The following is a 16273-nucleotide window of genomic DNA, read 5'->3' on the forward strand; positions in this document are numbered from 1 at the left end:
GTCGTGTTCTCCTCAGCTCCACGCGGGGCGGGTGAGCGGGCGCCGGTCCCGCGGGCCCGGCGCTGCCCGGGCGTCAGCGGTCCACGGGCGGCGGCAGCAGGAAGGGGTAGGGCCTGCGCCGGATCTTGCGGTGCCAGAGGCGGTCGGCGGCGCGGAGGCGCTGGATCAGCTCCCACATCCGGGCGTCGTCGCGGTAGTACGAGGCGACGTCGGCGGCCGTGATCGGCTCGGCGATGCGGGCGTTGGCTTGCTCCAGGAACGCGGGGACGAGCGCGTCGAGGCGTTCCTTGTGGAGGTTGCCGAGGAAGTCCAGGAGCACGCCGCGCGTCGCGTAGAACTTGTCGAAGATCGACTTGGCGACGGAGACGCGGACGGCGTCGCGCAGGATCCACGGCAGCGAGGTGAAGAACAGCCGCACGTCGAGGAGTTCCCGGCCGCGGTCGTCGCGCATCAGCGGCGTGGTGACGTCGAGGTAGGTCAACTCGCCGTCGATGTCGACCCAGTTGGAGGCCTGGGCGTCCAGGCCGAGCGTCGGGTGCACGGCGGCGCAGACGCGGTCGAGGAAGCGGGCGAAGAAGGTCTTCGCCCAGGTCTCGTCCTCGGTGTGCAGGAGCCGGGAGCAGAGCCGCTCCGGCGGGAGTTCGCGCTGTACGCAGTACGCCGTGATCCGCCCGGAGGGCGCGGCCGTGTGCCAGACGTCGGTGGGCGCGACGGTCAGGCCCCGGTCGGCGAGTCGGCGCAGATACGCGTCGAGCGAGTGGCGGTAGCGCTCGAAGCGGTCCCGGTCGGGGAAGACGGGCAGCCGTTTGCAGGCGAAGGAGCCCCCGTCGGCGCGGAGCCGGAGCACGAGGGTGATCTCGCCGTAGCCAAGGACGTCCAGGGCGCTGTCGTCGGCTCGGCGCAGCGCGTCCTGGACCTGTTCCTCCAGGTGGGCAAGGGCGGTGTGCGGGACCGTGAGGGTCATGGGTGCCTCGCTCTCGGCGGCAGCGGGGGTACGGGGGCGGCCTCGGGGCGGTCGTCGGATCCGGGCGCGGCGTGTGCGCCCCGGTTCATGGCGCCGTCACCACCAGGACGGCGTTCTGGCCGCCGAAGCCGAAGGAGTTGCTGACCGCGACGTCCAGCTTCCGGGTGCGCGCGGCCCCGGAGACGACGTCCAGGTCGATGTCGGGGTCCTGGTCGTGGAGGTTGGCGGTCGGCGGCACCGTGCCGTGCTGGACGGCGAGGACGGTGAGCGCGGCCTCGATCGCGCCGGCCGCGCCCAGGGTGTGCCCGAGCACCCCCTTGGTGGAGGTGACCGCGGGGCCCGCGCCGAGGAACTTCCGCAGCACCGCCGCCTCGGCCGCGTCGTTCAGGGGCGTCGAGGTGCCGTGCGCGTTGACGTGGTCGACCTCGTCCGGCACGACGCCCGCCCGCGCGAGCGCCGTGCGCAGCGCGAGCAGCACGCCGGTGCCCCGGGGGTCGGGCGCGGTCATGTGGTGCGCGTCGGCCGATGCGCCGTACCCTGCGATGCGGGCCCGGACGTCGGCGCCGCGCGCCCGGGCGTCCGCCGCGCGCTCCAGGACGAGCATGCCGCTGCCCTCGCCGATGACGAACCCGTCGCGGCCCCGGTCGAACGGCCGGGAGGCGGCGGCGGGTTCGTCGAGCCGCCGGGACAGCGCGCCCATCTGCGCGAAGCCGGTCACCATCAAGGGGGTCACCCCGGCCTCGCCGCCGCCCGCGACCACCACGTCGCAGCTGCCGTCGCGCAGCAGGTGCAGCGCCGTGCCGATGGCGGTGGCGCCGGACGCGCAGGCCGTCGCGGTCACCAGGTTGGGTCCGCTCGCCCCCAGGTCCATGGCGAGGTGACCGGCCACCATGTTCGGTACGAGCATGGGGATCAGGAGCGCCGACACCGCCTGCGGCCCCTGGTCGAGCAGGCGGCGATGCTGGGCCTCCCAGGTCGCCACGCCGCCGAGGCCGCAGCCGACGACGACGCCCACGCGGGCGCCGTCCCACGTGCCCGGGTCGAGCCCGCTGTCCGCGACGGCCTCACGCGCGGCGGCGACCGACAGCTGACTGAACCGGTCCTGCGTCAACGCGCTGCGCCGGCCGACGTGTTCGCGGGCGCTGAAGCCGGGCACCGTGCAGGAGATGTCCACGGGCAGCCCGGCGAGCCCCGGGTCGGTGGCCGCCGCGGACCGCCCCCGGCACACGCCGGCCCAGGTGTCGGCCACGCCGATGCCCGCCGCGGTGACGAGTCCGAGGCCGGTGACGGCGATGTCGTCCGGGCCGCGGGCGGGTGCGGGGCGCGTCATGAGACGGGGGTGGAGGCGGCGGACGGGATGGGGGCGGGGCGGGCGCGGTCGGGTGCGGGGGGTGGGGCGGGGGCGCCCGGCCCCGCCCTGCGCGCCAGCACCTCCGCCACCGCCCCGATCGTGTCCCTGGGCGTGGACGTGTGCTCGCCCACGGCCACGCCCAGTTCGGCGTGGACGACGAGGAACAGTTCGAGCAGGTGCAGCGAGTCCATGTCGAGGTCGTCGAACGTGGTGTCGGGAGCGAGCTCCGCGGGGTCCACGTCGAAACGGTCGACGAGGAGACCGACCAGCCTGCCGTACATCGCGCTCATCGAATGCGCCCCACCTCTCCGGTCGCCTGGGGTCGAGTCTGCGGGCCGCGCCTGACCGGCCGCCGCGCCGGACGCTGACCGATGGCTGACCCCGCGGGCACCGAGGCCGCCCGCCGCCGTGCCGCCGGAGGCGATCAGCGGGCGGTCAGCGAGCCGTCAGCACGCGCGCCCGCTCCCCGTCAGCCCGTCCCGCGAGACTCGGTAGCCGCACCCACGTCCTGCCGTCCGGGAGACCGAGGAGCACGCGTGACCGCACCCCCACCGAGCCGACCGTCACCGACCCGTGCCGCGGTGCTCACCGGGGTCGGCGGCTGCCTGCCGCCGACCGCCGTGAGCAACGACGAGCTGGCCGCGCGCCTCGACAGCTCCGACGCCTGGATCCGCTCCCGCACCGGGATCCGGCAGCGGTACTTCGCCGCGCCGGGCACCGCCACCTCCGATCTCGCGGTCGGCGCGGGCGCCAAGGCCCTGAAGTCGTCCGGCACCCCCGACGTCGACGCCGTGCTGCTCGCCACCACCACACCGGACCGGCCGTGCCCGGCGACCGCGCCCGCCGTCGCGGCGCGCCTCGGCCTGACCGGGACCGCCGCCTTCGACGTGTCCGCGGTGTGCACGGGCTTCGTGTACGCACTCGCCACGGCGGCGGGACTGATCGCCACCGGCGTCGCCGACCGGGTCCTGGTGATCGGCGCGGAGACGTTCTCCACGCTGCTCGACCCGGACGACCGCGCCACCTCGGTGATTTTCGGCGACGGCGCGGGCGCGGTGGTGCTGCGCGCGGGCGAACCCGCGGAGCCGGGCGCGCTCGGCCCCTTCGACCTGGGCAGCGACGGCGGCCGCGAGGACCTGATCACGGTGCCCGCGGGCGGCTCGCGCCAGCGCCTGTCGGGCCGCTCGCCGCGGGCCGGCGACCGCTATTTCACGATGGACGGCAAGGAGGTCTTCCGGCACGCCGTGCAGCGCATGTCGGCCTCCGCGCGGGCCGTACTCGACCGCGCCGGGTGGACTCCGGCGGACGTCGACCACCTGGTCGGCCACCAGGCCAACCTGCGCATCACCAACCACGTGGCCGACGAGGTGGGCGTCCCGCGGGCGCGCTGCTTCAGCAACATCGCCGACGTCGGCAACACCGCCGCCGCGTCCGTCCCCCTCGCCCTGGACCAGGCCTACGCCGACGGCGTCCTGCGGGCGGGCGACCGGGTGCTGCTCACCGCGTTCGGCGGGGGCCTCACCTGGGGGTCGACGGTGCTGACCTGGCCATGCCTTGACCACACCTGAGGAGAACCGCATGAGCGAGACGTACGACAGGCTGGTCGGTCTGCTGGTCGACCGGTTCGAGGTGGACCGCGCGGAGATCCGCCCCGACACCAAGTTCGAGGAACTCGACATGGACTCGCTGTTCCTCGTCGAGCTGCTCCTCGTCATCCAGTCCGAGTTCCAGGTCGCCGTCGCCGAGGACGCGGCGACCCCGGGCGACACGGTCGCGGCGGTGGCGAAGCTGATCGAGGACGGGCTCCGCGTGCCGAGCCCGAGCGCCCCCGCGGCGTCGGCCACCGGAGAGCGAGCGTAGGGCGGCCATGACCACCGAGCAGTCGATCATCAACTACATCGCCGACGTCTGGCTCGACGGCGACACCGAAGGCCTCGACGCCCAACTGCCCATAGCCGAACTGAACATCATCGACTCGGCCGGGATCTTCGACCTCGTGCACTACCTGCAGAGCGACTTCCGCATCACCGTGCCGCTGCGGGAGATCTCCCCGGCGAACTTCCGAACCGTCGACACGATCGCCGCACTCGTCGAACGGCTGCGGGCCCAGGGGGAGAGCGTGCGATGACCGATGCCACCACCGCCACCACCACTGCCGCCACTGCCGCCGTGAAAGGCCACGAGGGCGCCGCCGTGCGGCGCGAGATCGTGGACATCATCGCCTCCCGGACGCTGTACGACGAGTCGTACCTGCTGCCCGAGAGCCACTTCGAGGCCGACCTCGGCATCGACTCCGTCATCCACGAGTCGATCCTCGCCCTGGTGAAGGAGCGCTTCGCGCTGGCCGCGCCGCTGCCCGACGGCCTGTACACGATCCGCGCACTGACCGCAGCCGTCGAGGAGGCGCTCGCGGCGGCGGGCCGGGCGGGCGCCGCCGTCCCCTCCCCCGAGCCGGCGCCCGCCCCCGAGGACCCCGTCCTGGAGGCCGTCCTCCGCGCCGCCATGCACCACACCCAGTACCGGCGCGACCAACTGCCCCTGGACGCCGACTTCGAGGGCGAGCTGGGCATCGACTCGGTGGTCCTGGTGTCGATCGTCGCCGACTGCGCCCGCGACCTGGGCCTGCCCGACGACCTCGCGGGCACGCTGACCGCGCCGTCCCCGCGTGACCTGATCGCCGAGCTGCGGGCGTACCGCGCGACCGAGGACGGCGACGGGGCGGGCGCAGCCACCGCCACCCGCACAGCCACCGGCACCGGCACCGGCACCGGCACCCCGGCACTCCCCGCCCCCTGGGACAGCCGCTCCATGAAGGACTTCGTGGAGGGCCGCGACGGCGACCTCTTCGCCAAGACCCGCAGCTTCCGGAGCCATCTGCGCGGCCGCGAGGCCGAGCACCTGTACTGGTACGGGATGCCGCTGCACTCCCGCTGCGGCAATCGCGCCCTCATCCTCGACGAACTCACGGGCCAGAAGCGCGAGTTCCTGATGTTCGCCTCCAACAACTACCTGGGCGTCGCCAACCACCCGAAGGTGATCGAGGCGGTCTGCGAGGCCACCCGCTCCTTCGGCGCCACGCACACCGGGTCGCGCTTCATCGGCGGCACGAACATGCTGCACAAGGAGCTGGAGCGGCGCCTCGCCGCGTTCAAGGGCCGCCCGGCGTGCATCGTCTATCCCGGCGGGTACGCGGCCAACCTCGGCACCATCTCCGCGCTGGTCAAGAGCTACGACACGCTGATCGTCGACAAGCTCAACCATATGAGCATCGTCGACGGCGCCCGGCTCTCCGGCGCGGTCCGCAAGATCTACCAGCACAACGACATGGCGGACCTGGAGCGCATCCTCAAGCGCTGCGACGACCGCACGGCGGGCAAACTCATCGTCGCGGACGGCGTGTTCAGCATGCACGGCGACATCTGCGACCTGCCGGAGATCGTGCGGCTCGGCAAGGAGTACGGCGCCCGCGTCATGGTGGACGACGCGCACGCGACGGGCGTGCTCGGCGCGCGCGGCACGGGCACCGCCGAGCACTTCGGCCTCAAGGGCGAGGTCGACCTGGAGCTCGGCACGATGAGCAAGTCCCTTGCGGGCATGGGCGGTTTCGTCGTCGGCGACGAGGACGTCGTCGAGTACTTGCGCTTCTACGCCAACTCCTACGTCTTCGCCGCGGGCATCCCCGCCGGGGTCGCCGCCGGGCTCATCGCCTCCCTCGACCTGATCGAGTCGGAGCCGGAGCGCGTCACCCGGCTCTGGTCCAACATCCGCTTCCTGCACGGCCTGCTGGCCGACGCGGGCTTCGACCTGGAGCACTCCGAGAGCGCCATCCTGCCGCTGGTCGTCGGCGACGAGCGGCGGGCCCTGGAGATGGGCCGGGCCGTGCGGGCCCGCGGCCTGTTCTGCCAGACGGTGGTGTTCCCCGGCGTGCCGCTCGGTGACGCGCGGCTGCGGGTCAGCGTCACCTGCGAGCACACCCGCGAGGACCTGGAGAGCGCCGCGGGCATCTTCGTCGACGCGGCCCGTGAGACCGGCGTCCTGCCGAAGGCGGGGTGAGCGCGATGACGAAGCCGCCACAGGGCCCCCGCCCCGCCGACCTCTCGGACGTCGCGCTGATCCGCACGCCGTGGCCGCCGAGCGCCGAACAGTCCACGCGGCTCGCCTTCGTCGGGCCCGACGCCCGCACGTACGGCGAGCTCGCCGGGCAGGTCGCCGCCGTCGCCGCCGGACTGCTCGGCCTCGGCGCCGCGGTCGGCGACCGCGTCGCGATCTGGACGGACAAGCAGCCGCGCTACGCCGAGGCGATCCTCGGCGCCCTGCACGCGGGCTGCGCGTACGTCCCGCTGGACGGTGGGCAGCCGGTGGCCCGCGTGGAGACGATCCTCAGGGACGCCGAGCCGGTCGCCCTCGTCACGGACAGCGACCGCCTGGCCGCCCTGATGGAGCGTCAACTGCCGGACTCGGTGCGGGTGGTCGTGCTCGTGGACGACCCCGCCCCGGCGCCTGCCGCGCCCGCCGTCAGCTGGTCCGACTTCACCGCGGGCGCCGCGGGCCACGTCGTCCTGCTGCCGCCCCTCGACCGCGACGACCTCGCCGCGATCCTGTACACCTCCGGGTCGACCGGCACCCCCAAGGGCGTGCGGATCAGCTACCGGAACCTGGCCTGCTTCATCCGGTGGGCGCGCGAGGAGCTGGACGTCGGCCCCGGCGACGTGTTCGCGGGCCACGCCTCGTTCAACTTCGACCTGTCGACGTTCGACCTGTTCACCGCCCTGTCGGCGGGCGCGGGCCTGTGGATCGTGCCGGACGGGCAGGCCCGCGACGTGGGCGCGCTCGCCGCCGGGATCCGCGACCACGGCGTCAGCGTCTGGTACTCGGTGCCGTCGGTCCTGCGGCTGCTCACGGTGTCGGGCGCGCTCACCCCCGACACCGCGCGGGGGCTGCGGTACGTCCTGTTCGCGGGCGAGGTGTTCCCCATCCCCCAACTGCGTGCCCTGTACGAGCGGTTGGCGCCGGGCACCGCACTCTACAACCTGTACGGACCGACGGAGACGAACGTCTGCACCTACCACCGCGTGCGCCCCGAGGACCTGGAGCGCCACGAACCCGTCCCCATCGGCACCCCCCTGCCCGGCGCCAAGCTGACCGTCGTCGACGCCGACGGCCGCGCCCTCACCGGCCCCGACGCCTTCGGCGAGCTGGTCGTCGAGGGCGACTGCGTCACCCCCGGCTACTGGCGCGGGGATGCCGGGCCCGCCGCGGCCGGACACCGCGAGGGCCGCCACGCCACCGGCGACCTGGTCAGCCACGACGTGCGCCACGGCGCCGCCCTGGTCTACCGGGGCCGCAAGGACCGCATGGTGAAACTCGGAGGCCACCGCGTGGAGCTCGGCGAGATCGAGGCGGCCGTCCTGCGCCACCCCGGCATCGCGCACGCCGCCGTCGTCGCCGACACCGAAGGCCCCGACACCACCATCGCCCTGTACTTCACCCTCAACGGCGAGACGCCCCGGCCCGGCCTCATCGAGCTGAAGCGGCACTGCGCGCGCCATCTGCCGCGCTACATGCTGCCGCGCACGGCCACCTGCCTGGACGAGCTGCCGCACAACGCCAACGGCAAGACCGACTACCGGCGCCTCGGCGGCCCGGCGCCCACACCCCGGCCCGCGGCAGGACCCGCCCCGCGTGCCGTGCCCGGCAAGTGACGGAGACGTACATGACCCAAGGCCCGACCGAGACCCACGGACACGGCGGCGCACCGCGGACCCTCGTCGCCCTCCTGCGCGGGCACGCCGCACACCGGCCGGACGCGCTCGCCTACCGCTTCCTCGGCACCGCCGACACCGCGGCGCGGGGCAACGCCGACGCCCCGGCGCGGGGCAGCGGCGACACCCAGGCGCGGAGCGCCGCCGACACCCGGACGCGGAGCAACACCGACACCCGGACGCGCAGCACCGCCGACACCCCGACTCCGGGCGCCACCGCCACCCCGGCCCCGGGACCCGGCGAGCGCTCCTGGACGTTCGCCGACCTCGACCTGCGGGCCCGGCACGTCGCCGCGCTGCTCCAGCGCGAGGGCGCGGCGGGCGGCCCGGTGCTGCTCCTGCACCCGCCCGGCCTCGACTACATCGCCGGGTTCCTCGGCTGCCTGTACGCGGGCGCCGTCGCCGTCCCCGCCTATCCCCCGGACACCCGCAGGTTCGGCCAGACCATGCCCCGGCTCGCCGCCGTCGCCCGGGACTCGCGGGCCACGCACGCGCTGACCACGGGCGGCCTGTCGCAGTTCGCGGGCGAGCGGAAGGACGAGCTTGCCGCGCTCGGGCTCGGCGGGCTGCGGTGGCTGGTGACGGGTGGCGCTTCCGGCGCGTCCGGCACGGTGGGTGGCCCGGACGCGGGGGCGAGCGGCGGTGGGCGGGCGGACACCGCGGAGGCGGGCGACTGGCGCGCGCCGGACCTCAGCGGCGACTCCCTCGCCTTCCTCCAGTACACCTCCGGCTCGACGTCCGCGCCCAAGGGCGTGATGGTCAGCCACGGCAATCTGCTGGACAACCTCGCCGCCATCCACCGCAGGCTCGCGCACGACGCGGACTCGCAGATGGTGTCGTGGCTGCCGCCGTACCACGACATGGGCCTGATCGGCGGCATCCTGTCGCCGCTGTACGGCGGCTTCCCCGCGCACCTGATGGCGCCGATGTCGTTCGTGCGCCGCCCCCTGCTGTGGCTGCGGGCGCTGTCCGACACGCGGGCGTCGACGAGCGTCGCCCCCAACTTCGGCTTCGAGGCGTGCGTCCGCAGGATCACCGACGAGGAGCGCGACTCGCTCGACCTGCGGCACTGGCGGCTCGCCCTGAACGGCGCGGAGCCGGTGCGCGCCGACACCCTGGACCGGTTCGTCGAGCGGTTCGCCCCCTGCGGGTTCCGGCGGGGCGCGCTGCTGCCCTGCTACGGCCTGGCGGAGGCCACCCTGATGGTGACGGGCGTGCGCGCCCACGAGCCGCCCGTCGTCGGCGAGTTCGACGCCGCGGCGCTCGGCGCGGGCGTCGCCACGGAGGCCGGCGAGGACAGCGAGGCGGCCCGGTCCCGGGTCACACGGGTCGTCGCCTGCGGCCCCGCCGTCGACAGCGTGGACGTGGCGGTCGTGGACCCGGCGACCCGGCGGCGCGTCCCCGGCGAGGGCACGGTCGGCGAGGTGTGGCTGACGGGTGCCAGCGTGGCGCGCGGCTACTGGCGCCGCCCCGAGGCCACCGAGGAGACCTTCGGCGCCCGCCTGGAGGACGATCCCGGCACGCCGTATCTGCGCACCGGCGACCTGGGCTTCCTGCGCGACGGCCAGCTGCACGTCGTCGGCCGCACCAAGGACGTCGTCATCGTGCAGGGCCGCAACCACTACCCCCACGACATCGAACTCACCGTGGAGCAGGCCGATCCGGCCGTCCGCGCGGGCTGCGGCGCCGCGTTCGCCGTCGAGGTGGACGGCGCGGAGCAGCTGGTGGTGGCGTACGAGATCGACGGCCGTCGGGCCGCCGACGCGCCGGGCCTGCTCGCCCGGCTGCGCTCGGCGATAGCCGACGAGCACGAGGTGACGCCGCACGCCGTCGTCCTGTTGAAGCGGTCCACGGTGCACCGGACCACCAGCGGGAAGATCCAACGCCAGGCGTGCCGCGCGGACTTCGTCGGCCTCGGCCTGAAGGTGGTGGCGGCCAGCGTCGCCCGCGACACGCCGGTCCCGGCCGCGCCGGTGGAGCGGCGGCGGGGGCAGCCGGTGGGCGCGGTGGTCGAGGAGGTCCTGCGGGCGTACGTGCCCGACGTCTCCGGCGCCGCCACTCGCACGTTCACCGAACTCGGCCTGGACCATCCGCGGCTGCTGCGCGTCGTACGGGATCTGGAGCGGCGCCTCGGGGTGCCGATCCCGGTCGGGGAGCTGCTCGTGCGGCCGCGGGTCGACACGCTGACCGGGCTGCTCGCCGAGCGGGTGCCCGCCGCCGGGACGTGGGCCCCGGACTCCGTCGAGGCGTGGCTGACCGCCCGGGTCGCCGAGCGTCTTGGGCTCGCCGCGACGGCCGTCGACCCGGCAAGGCCGCTCGCGTCGCTCGGTCTGGACTCCAAGCAGGCCGTGGCGGTCCTTGCGGAGCTGAGTGCCCGTACCGGCCGTGAGATCCCCGCGTCCGTGGTCTTCGACCATCCGACGATCCGCGCGATCGCCGCCCATCTCGGCGCGGCGGGCACCGCGGTGACCCCGGCGCGCTCCGGGGCGCCCGCCGTCGTGGCGGCGGCCGGTCCCGGTGGCGGGCCCGATCCGGTCGCCGTCGTCGGGATCGGCTGCCGCTTCCCCGGCGCGCCCGACCCGGACAGCTACTGGCGGCTCCTGCGCGACGGCCGCGACGCGATCACCGAGGTGCCGCGCGGCCGGTGGGACGCCGCGCGCGTGGCGGCACCCGGCTTCGGCGGGTTCCTCGACGGCGTCGAGGAGTTCGACGCCCGCTTCTTCGGGCTCTCGGCGCGGGAGGCGGTCCGCATGGACCCGCAGCAGCGGCTGCTCCTGGAGACGGCCTGGGCGACCCTGGAGGACGCGGGGCACGACCCGACGTCGTACGCGGGCTCCGCCACCGGCGTGTTCGTCGGCATCAGCAGCCACGACTACGCCGAGCTCCAGATGGGCCGCCTCGACACGGTCGACGTGCACGGCGCGACCGGCAACGCGCACGCCATCGCCGCCAACCGGCTCTCCTACGCCCTCGACCTGCGCGGCCCGAGCCTCGCCCTGGACACGGCGTGCTCCTCGTCCCTGACGGCCGTGCACCTGGCGTGCGACAGCCTGCGCCGGGGCGAGTGCGGGGCGGCGCTCGCGGGCGGGGTGAACCTGATGCTCACGCCCGGCCTCTCGGTGGCGTTCGCGGACGGCGGGATGCTGGCGGCGGACGGGCGCTGCCGCACGTTCGACGACGCGGCGGGCGGCTACGTACGCGGTGAGGGCGCGGGCCTCGTGCTGCTCAAGCCCCTGCTCGCCGCCCTCGCCGACGGCGACCGCGTGCACGCCGTGATCCGAGGCTCGGCCACCGGGCACGGCGGGCGCGCCAACGGCCTGACCGCCCCGAAGGGCTCCGCGCAACACGCCGTCATCGAACAGGCCCTCGTCCGGGCCGAGTTGAGCGGCAAGGAGATCGACTACGTCGAGGCGCACGGCACCGGCACGCCGCTCGGCGACCCGGTCGAGTGGGAGGGCCTCGCCGCCGCGTACGGCATGGGCCGCCCGGACGGCGCCCGCTGCCTGGTCGGCTCCGTGAAGACCAACATCGGGCACCTGGAGGCGGCCGCGGGCGTCGCGGGCCTCATCAAGGCGGCGCTCGTCGTGCGCGAGCGCGAGGTGCCGCCGACCCTGCACCTGACCACGCCCAACCGTCGACTCGACTGGGAGGGCGCCGGGTTGGAGGTGCCGACCCGACTGACGCCCCTGTCCGGCGCGGGCCCGGCGCGCGCCGCCGTCAGCTCCTTCGGCTTCGGCGGCGCGAACGCGCACGTCGTCCTGGAGTCCCCGCCCGCCCCCGACCCCGCGCCCGCCCCGCCCGCCCGGCCGACGCACGCCCTGTGCCTGTCGGGCCACACGCCGACCGCCCTCACCACCCTGGCCTCGCGCTGGCGCACCCACCTGGCCGCCCACCCCGACACCCCCCTCGCCGACCTGTGCCGCGCCGCGCACACCGGCAGGGCCGTGCTCAAGCACCGGGCGGTCGTCGTCGGCGGGTCCGCGGCGGCGCTGGACGCCGGGCTCGACGCGCTGTCCCGGGGCGAGGCCTCGACGGCCGTGGTGCGCGACACCGCGGGCCACGGGCCCGAGCCGCGCACGGCGTTCCTGTTCAGCGGCCAGGGCACGCAGTACCCGGGCATGGGCAAGGGCCTGTACGACACGCACGAGCCGTTCGCCCGCGCCATCGACCGGGCGGACGGCGTGCTGCGGCCGCACCTCGAAGTGCCCCTGACCGACGTCCTGTTCGCGCCGGAAGGCGCCGAACGGCTGCGCGCCACGCGGTACTGCCAGCCCGCCCTCGTCGCCCTGGAGATCGCGCTCGCCGAACTGTGGCAGTCCCTCGGTGTGCGGCCCACCGCCGTGCTCGGGCACAGCGTGGGCGCGTACGCCGCCGCGTGCGTGTCCGGCGCGCTGTCCTTCGAGGACGCCCTCACACTGGCCGCGACCCGCGGGCGGCTCATGGAGGAGCAGCCGGGGGACGGCGCGATGATCTCCTGCGTCGGGGACGCCGGGGCGGTGCGCGAAGTGGCTTCCCGGTACGGGTCGTTGGCGGTGGCCGCCGTCAACGCGCCCACCCACCTGGTGCTCTCCGGGGACCGGGAGGAGATCGGGCGGGCCCGCGCGGAACTCGCGGAGCGCGCGGTCGTCGTCAAGCCGCTCGCGGTCTCGGGCGCCTTCCACTCGCCGCTCATGGCGGGCGCCGCCGAGCCGCTGCGCGCGGCCGCACGCTCCGTGCGCTTCGCCGAGCCCGTCGTCACCTGGGTGTCGGACGCCACCGGTGAGCCCGTCGGCCGGATCGACGCCGACGCGCTCGTGGACCATCTGCTCGGCACCGTGCGCTTCGCCGACGGCCTCACGGCCCTGCGGCGCCTCGACTGCACCGCGTACGTCGAGATGGGGCCGCACCCGACGCTGCTCGGCCTGGGGCGCGCGTCGACTCCGGCGGGCGCCGGGCCCGACGCCGGGCCCGACGCGCGGCCCGCGCTGTGGCTGCCGTCGCTGCGGCGGGGCCGGGGCGGGGCCGCGCACGGCGCGACGGGCGACTGGGAGACCCTGCTGACGTCGCTCGGGCGGCTGCACTGCGCGGGCGGCACGGTGGACTGGGCGGCGCTCGACGCGGGGCGGCGGGCACCGCGGGTGCCGGTGCCGCACGCGGTGTGGGAGCGGGAGCCGTACTGGTTCACGCCGGCTGTGGCGGCGTCCGGCGGAGGGCAGGCCGCCGGGGCGGACGTGTCCACGGAGGGGCACGCGCCCGGCCCCGTCGGCGTACCGAGAGAGTCCGCCCACGCGGTGCAAGAGCCCGGGCCCGGACCGCGCGAGCCCGTTCACGCAGTGCAAGAGCCCGGGTCAGCACCGCGCGAGCCCGTCCACGCGACGCACGAGCCCGTGTCCGTACCCCTGGAGTCCGCCCGCAGGACGCGAGAGACCGCGTCCGCACCACCCGTGCCCCTCCACCCGGCGCAGGAGACCGCGCCCGCACCCCGAGAGCCCATGGACCCAGCACGAACGACACCCCCTGTCCCCCCGGCGGCGGACCATCCCCGCACCGGGCGCCAAGAGGTGTTCGCGCAGGTGTCCCGCGTCTGCGGGTTCGCCGTCGCGCACATCCCGGGTGACGCCCGGCTCGGCGCGGACCTCGGGTTCGACTCGCTGATGCGCACCGAGTTGGAGCGGGCCCTGACGCGGCGGTTCCCCGGGCATCTGAACGGCAACCGCGAGCTGCTACCCGAGGACCCCACGGTGGAGCAGCTCGCCGACCTCGTCGCGGGCGCGGTGCCCGTGGCGGACGGGACGGCCCCGGTCGCCGAGGCCGCCGTGGCCCGGGGGCCCGCCGAAGAGACGGTGCCCGCCGTGCGGCAGGAGCGGGTCTTCGAGGAGTGGCCCGAGTACGCCGAACTGCGGGGGCGGCTGCGGCAGGCGACGGCCGAGGGCGACAACCCGTACGGGCGCACGCACGAGGGGTTCAACAGCGGCCGGTCCTGTGTGGACGGCCGCCCCGTCCTCAACTTCGCCGCCTTCAACTACCTCGCGCTGTCCCACCACCCACGGGTCCGCGCGGCGGCGCGCGCCGCCGTGGACCGGTACGGCACGTCCTGCTCGGCGACGCCGCTGCTCTTCGGCGAGACACCGCTGCACCATCGACTGGACGCGGAGATCGCCGCGTTCCTCGGCACCGAGGCCGCGATCGTGTTCGCGGGCGGGCACGCCACGAACGTCGCGACCATCGGGCACCTCTTCGGCCCCGACGACCTGATCCTGCACGACGAGTGGATCCACGACAGCGCGGTGCGCGGCAGCGTCCTGTCCGGCGCCCGGCGCAGGCCGTTCCCGCACAACGACTGGCGCGCCCTCGACCGGCTGCTCACCGCGGGCCGGGCCGGGGCGCGCCGCGCGCTCGTCCTCGTCGAGGGCGCGTACAGCCAGGACGGCGACCTGCCCGACCTGCCCCGGTTCATCGACGTGAAGCGGCGGCACGGCGCGATGCTGATGGTCGACGAGGCCCACTCGCTCGGGGTGCTCGGCCGCACCGGGCGCGGCATCGGCGAGTACTTCGGCGTCGACCGCGCCGACGTCGACCTGTGGATGGGCACGCTCAGCAAGGCCGTCGGCAGCCTCGGCGGCTATGTGGCGGCGCGCCGCCCCATCGTCGAGTACCTGAAGTTCACCGCTCCGCTGCACATCTTCAGCACCGGCATCTCGCCCGCCAACACGGCCGCCGCCCTGGAGGCGCTGCGGGTCGTGCGGGACGAGCCGGAGCGGGTCGCGCGGCTGCGGCACCTCGCCGAGCACTTCCGCGACGCGGCCCGCGCCCGCGGGTACGACATCGGCGTGTCGCGCGCGTCCGCGGTGATCCCGGTCGTCATCGGCGGCTGGGAGGAGACCATGGCGCTCTCCAACGCGCTGCTCCGCCTCGGCGTGAACGTGATGCCGATCGGCCACCCCGCGGTGCCGCGCGACGAGTGCCGCCTGCGCTTCTTCATCAACGCCGACCACACCGAGCACGAACTCGACCGCGCACTGGACCTGTTGGGGCGAGCCATGGCGACACGCAAGCAGACGAACGGGACCTCGCGGACGGCGGGGCGTGACGGGACGGCGGCGCGTCGCGAGGCGCGGCCCGACCACGAGGCCGCGCCGGACCGCGAGTCGGCGCCGGTCACCGGTGCCGAGCCGGGCACCGCTCCCGCCCCCGGGCCCGCCTCCGCCGCCCCCGACGTCCTGGTGGCGGGCGCCGGCGGCTTCATCGGCGGCCACCTCACCCGCCGCCTCGCCGAACGCGGCCACCGCGTCCGGGTCCTGGTCCGCGAGGGCAGCGACCGCACCGCGCTCGCCGGGCTCGACGTCGACGTGGCCGTCGGGGACCTCGGCGATCCGGACAGCCTGCGCCGGGCGGCGGCCGGGGTGCGGCACGTGTACAACTGCACGGGCCTGTCCGCCGACTGGGGCCCGTGGGCGGCCTTCCAGCGGGTCAACGTCGACGGCAGCCGCAGCCTCGTCGAAGCGGCCCGGCACGCGGGCACCGTCGAGCGTTTCCTGCACGTCAGCACCACCGACGTCTACGGCTACCCGGTGCGCCCCTGCGCCGAGGACACGCCGCCGCGCGACATCGGCCTGCCGTACAACCGCAGCAAGCTCCTCGGCGAGCAGGCCGTGCGCGAGACGGCCGCGCAGGCCGGTCTGCCGCTGACCGTGGTGCGGCCGGTCAGCGTGTACGGGCCGCGCAGCAAGGACTTCGTCATCGAGATCGCGACGCTGCTCCTGAGCCGCCAGATGGTGTACATCCGCGGCGGCGACGTACCGGCCGGGCTGCTGTACGTGACCAACGCGGCCGACGCGATGATCGCCGCCTGCGCGTCGGATGCCGCCGCGGGCCGCACGTACAACCTGCGCGACCCCGACCGCACGACGTGGCGGACGTACGTCGAGGCGCTGGCCCGCGGCCTCGGCGTGAAGCCGCCCTCGCTGAGCCTGCCCGCGCCGCTCGCGCGCGGTGTGGCGACAGTCTCGGAGGGCCTGTACGGGGCGCTGCGGATCAGGTCGCGGCCGGTCCTGACCCGGCACGCGGTGCACCTCTTCGACCGCGACCAGTCGTACGCCGTCGACCGGGCCCGCGACGACCTGGGCTTCAAGGGCGACGTGGACTTCGAGGAGGGGGTGCGGCGCACGCTCGCGTGGCTCGACTCGCCGGAGGGGCGCGCCCGCGTGCCCCGCTGAG

The 16273-nt window shown here is 75.3% G+C and carries 9 protein-coding genes; 6 read left to right on the forward strand and 3 right to left on the reverse strand.

The window, feature by feature from the left end:
• Positions 1–73: 73 nt before the first annotated feature.
• The 3 genes from AB6L24_RS05600 to AB6L24_RS05610 form a co-directional block, all read right to left on the reverse strand.
• The gene (locus AB6L24_RS05600; protein WP_405652738.1) at positions 74–964 is read right to left on the reverse strand and encodes a DUF6206 family protein; all 891 of its coding nucleotides are present in this window, start codon (positions 962–964) and stop codon (positions 74–76) included.
• A gap of 85 nt (positions 965–1049) precedes the next feature.
• Positions 1050–2294, reverse strand: coding sequence for a beta-ketoacyl-[acyl-carrier-protein] synthase family protein (locus tag AB6L24_RS05605; RefSeq protein ID WP_405652740.1), 1245 nt, complete (start codon positions 2292–2294; stop codon positions 1050–1052).
• Positions 2291–2605 (reverse strand): acyl carrier protein, encoded by a 315-nt coding sequence (locus tag AB6L24_RS05610; RefSeq protein ID WP_405652742.1) that lies wholly within the window; start codon positions 2603–2605, stop codon positions 2291–2293. Before AB6L24_RS05610 ends, AB6L24_RS05605 begins: the two co-directional genes overlap by 4 nt.
• Before the next feature lie 246 nt (positions 2606–2851).
• Between AB6L24_RS05610 and AB6L24_RS05615 the strand changes: the two genes are divergently transcribed.
• Genes AB6L24_RS05615 through AB6L24_RS05640 form a run of 6 tightly spaced genes read left to right on the forward strand, consistent with a single transcriptional unit; the run spans position 2852 to position 16272 of the window.
• A complete protein-coding gene (locus tag AB6L24_RS05615) occupies positions 2852–3883 on the forward strand; it encodes a beta-ketoacyl-ACP synthase III (RefSeq protein WP_405652744.1) in 1032 nt (343 codons plus the stop codon).
• A gap of 10 nt (positions 3884–3893) precedes the next feature.
• The gene (locus tag AB6L24_RS05620; RefSeq protein WP_405652746.1) at positions 3894–4175 is read left to right on the forward strand and encodes an acyl carrier protein; all 282 of its coding nucleotides are present in this window, start codon (positions 3894–3896) and stop codon (positions 4173–4175) included.
• A gap of 7 nt (positions 4176–4182) precedes the next feature.
• Positions 4183–4443, forward strand: a complete 261-nt coding sequence (locus tag AB6L24_RS05625; protein ID WP_030357107.1) for an acyl carrier protein — start codon at positions 4183–4185, stop codon at positions 4441–4443.
• Positions 4440–6368 carry an aminotransferase class I/II-fold pyridoxal phosphate-dependent enzyme gene (locus AB6L24_RS05630; RefSeq protein ID WP_405652749.1) on the forward strand — a complete coding sequence of 643 codons (1929 nt, stop codon included), beginning with the start codon at positions 4440–4442 and terminating at the stop codon, positions 6366–6368. The genes AB6L24_RS05625 and AB6L24_RS05630 overlap by 4 nt, the downstream gene beginning before the upstream one ends.
• Positions 6369–6373: 5 nt before the next feature.
• A complete protein-coding gene (locus AB6L24_RS05635) occupies positions 6374–8017 on the forward strand; it encodes an amino acid adenylation domain-containing protein (RefSeq protein ID WP_405652751.1) in 1644 nt (547 codons plus the stop codon).
• An 11-nt stretch (positions 8018–8028) separates the two neighbouring features.
• Positions 8029–16272 carry an aminotransferase class I/II-fold pyridoxal phosphate-dependent enzyme gene (locus AB6L24_RS05640; RefSeq protein ID WP_405652753.1) on the forward strand — a complete coding sequence of 2748 codons (8244 nt, stop codon included), beginning with the start codon at positions 8029–8031 and terminating at the stop codon, positions 16270–16272.
• Position 16273 lies beyond the last annotated feature (1 nt).

The sequence above is a fragment of the Streptomyces sp. RK9 genome, from assembly GCF_045070545.1.
Lineage (GTDB): Bacteria > Actinomycetota > Actinomycetes > Streptomycetales > Streptomycetaceae > Streptomyces > Streptomyces alboflavus.